Here is a 2,902-nt window from a genome sequence, read left to right as displayed (position 1 = left end):
GTACCTCCCCGACGGGGCTACTTATGCCGATTCTGTCCCCGGGGGAACCAATGAAGATATTGGGGTGATGAAGTACCGGAAGGTGGGTCCTACCATCGCAGATGATATAAAAAAGAATGCTGTCTGGGCCGTGATCGGCTCGCTGGCAGTCGTCTTTCTTTACATACTTTTCAGATTCCGCAAGTGGCAGTTTTCACTCGGGGCAGTGGCGGCTGTTTTCCACGATGTCCTTATTGTCCTCGGGGTCTTCTCCGCGACGAGTGCCCTGATGCCTTTCAGCATGGAAATCGACCAGGCGTTTATCGCCGCTATCCTCACGGTCATCGGGTATTCCCTGAACGATACGGTGGTTGTTTTCGACCGGATACGTGAGATCATCAATGAAAAAGGCTGGAGAGCCGGTGAAAACGTCAATCTGGCCCTGAACAGTACATTGAGCCGTACCCTGACTACCTCCCTGACTACCCTTGTGGTGCTCTTGTCTATTTTTATCTTTGGTGGTGAGACGCTTCGCGGCTTTATGTTTGCGATGATCGTCGGTGTTATCGTGGGAACGTATTCTTCCCTTTTCATTGCAACACCTGTAATGTTCGATACCCTTTCCAGAAAACTGTCCAAGGGTAAAGAATAAAAGGACTTTACATTTTTAAAAAACCGCAGCCTTACAGGGCTGCGGTTTTTTTATGGGGTTATGAAATTGTGAATGATGCCCTTAGACCCGCCTTTCCCCGGTACTAATTCCAGAACCTTTGGCGCCTTTAGGCCGGGTTCCTGACGGTGCGAGACAAAGAGGATAGCCGTCTCGCTCTCCGCAGCCATTTTTTGGACCAGGGAAATCACAAGGCCGGCCGAAGCTTCATCCAGGCCCGCTGTGGGTTCATCCAGAATCAGCACTGGCGGATGTTTGATCATGGCCCGGGCGCACATCAGGAGTCTTTGATGGCCTTCCGAAAGATTGCGGAACTGTATCCTGGCCAGGTCAGATAAACCGAGGAGTGCCAGCCAGCTGTGGGCAAGGGTACGCTGTTGATCAGAGGGTTTTACATAGAGCCCCACGGAATCCAGAAGGCCTGAGATCAACATGGCCTCGGCTGTATGGTTGCCGCGGAACCGGTCGGTCAGGGCGGGGGTGAAGTACCCAATTTTACTTTTGATATCCCAGACACTTTCCCCACTGCCCTTGCGAATACCAAAAAGATAGAGTTCCTGCCCGTAGGCCTTGGGGTTGTCCCCGATAATCATGGTGATCAGGCTGGTTTTACCGCTCCCATTCGGACCCCTGAGCTCCCAGAAATCCCCTTTTTCCATTTTCCATTCGATTTGGGAGAGGATGGGCCTCTCTCCGTAACTCAGATTCACTTTCCGGAAGTCTATCAAAACCTTTGGCAGGGAGGGGGAAGCCCCCGGGGCAGGAGGTAAGGCGCTTGAGAACCTCCGGGATTGTGTCTTTTGTGTCTCCGGGGTGTAATTCGGGAAGTCCCGGATGTGGTCGCCCGAGAGAAAGGCCTTGTTTTTCATACACTTAAGTAAATCCTGGGAACGGCTCAGGAACTGGATCAGAAGAATGTTCCTGGACTGTGTTTCCAGAACTTCCTTCAGGGCTTCCCGGGAAGGGGGATCCAGGTTGTCAAAGAGGTTGTCCAAAATAAGAAAGTCCGGCTCCTTGGCAAGCAGATATCCCAGGAGGGCTTTTTTGCGTTCCCCACTGGAGAGGGACCTCAGGGTGCGCCCTTCCAAATACAGGCCCGAACGGTCATAACGGGCCTCCGTGTCCAGAAATTCAGAAAGGGTGGAATTGGAAAAATACGCACCCCTACCTCCTTTGAGAAAGGAAAGTTCCCGTGGGGCCATTCCCCCGAGCAACTTCTTCGCAAAAGCTTCCTTCTCGGAAGTATTATCGGTGTAGATGGCCGTGTGGGCTTGCATGTATCCGGTTTCATACGAAAATAAGGGAACTGAAGCGCCATTCAAAACAGGAAAGTACCTGCCCGGTACACAAGTCAGGACAACATATCCGCGATGAGCGGGGTCCATAAACCCTTTTCTTCCCTTCTCGCCCCACTTACAAAAAGCTGATGAAGATCAGTCTTCAGATGGAAGGGGTACTTTAAATTTAGGGTGAGATGCGAAGCAAAATTGGTAAATTCGTTTTGGTCTGCCTGATATGTATAGGTATTATCAGCCTGATCGTATGGAGTATAACCTATTTAACAAACTAAATTTACAGGGATATGAAGAAAAATATGGGAAACACAGATCGGATCGTCCGCTTTATCATCGCTGCGGTAATCGGGGTTCTGTATTACACAGGGACGATAAGCGGAACACTTGGAATTGTATTACTGGTATTGGCCGGAGTATTTCTGCTTACCAGTTTTATAAGCTTTTGTCCGCTTTATGCCCCTTTTGGCCTTTCGACCTGTCCGGCTAAAAAGCCGTGAAGTTTACAAAAAGGGATTCTTAGAGTTCGATTCAGGGCGCTCCACCTTATCAATCCTGAAAGTCGTCAGTCTTGAATTTTCGGAACAGCAGCCGTGCAGTCGTGGTATTGTCCGGTAAATACTTATTTCCATTCATCGGTCTGAATCCACTGATGGGTATACTTCCAAAGGGTGTCCTTAAAGGGCGGTCTGAAATATCCGAAATGCCCCGGGTTATCCCCTTCGTCAGTATAGTGTATCCTGCGTACAGGGGCGCTGCGATATTGCGCTGCCAACCAATCCACGGTCCGTGGAGGGGCCAGGGGGTCTGCGGGAAAACTCAGGGAAAGGATCGGCATTTTAAGGTCATCAAAAAGGTAGGATGAATCCCTGAAGCCCATCAGGTAATCCGGGTGGGTGCCCCACCGCCTCCATTGATGCACCATGTTTTTCGGGAGGTTTTCAAAGAGTCCGAGGTGCTT

General features: G+C 50.4%; 3 protein-coding genes and 1 pseudogene. 2 read left to right on the top strand and 2 right to left on the bottom strand.

The window, feature by feature from the left end:
* A partial coding sequence (secF, locus tag WBV75_RS10775) for a protein translocase subunit SecF (protein ID WP_424120612.1) occupies positions 1–631 on the top strand: 631 nt, incomplete at its 5' end.
* Between the two features lie 50 nt (positions 632–681).
* Here secF and WBV75_RS10770 read toward each other — a convergent pair.
* The gene (locus tag WBV75_RS10770; RefSeq protein ID WP_424120611.1) at positions 682–1,926 is read right to left on the bottom strand and encodes an ATP-binding cassette domain-containing protein; all 1,245 of its coding nucleotides are present in this window, start codon (positions 1,924–1,926) and stop codon (positions 682–684) included.
* A gap of 305 nt (positions 1,927–2,231) precedes the next feature.
* Here WBV75_RS10770 and WBV75_RS10765 point away from each other — a divergent pair, with 305 nt between their 5' ends.
* On the top strand, positions 2,232–2,441 hold the full coding sequence (locus WBV75_RS10765) for a YgaP family membrane protein (protein ID WP_424120610.1): 210 nt from the start codon (positions 2,232–2,234) through the stop codon (positions 2,439–2,441).
* 122 nt (positions 2,442–2,563) lie between these two features.
* Here WBV75_RS10765 and WBV75_RS10760 read toward each other — a convergent pair.
* Positions 2,564–2,902: pseudogene (locus WBV75_RS10760) on the bottom strand (hydrolase); the annotation flags it as partial.

The organism is Robiginitalea sp., assembly GCF_049588695.1.
Lineage (GTDB): Bacteria > Bacteroidota > Bacteroidia > Flavobacteriales > Flavobacteriaceae > Robiginitalea.
The sequence above is the reverse complement of the archived record's forward strand: the minus strand, read 5'-3'. Positions and strand labels throughout refer to the sequence as shown.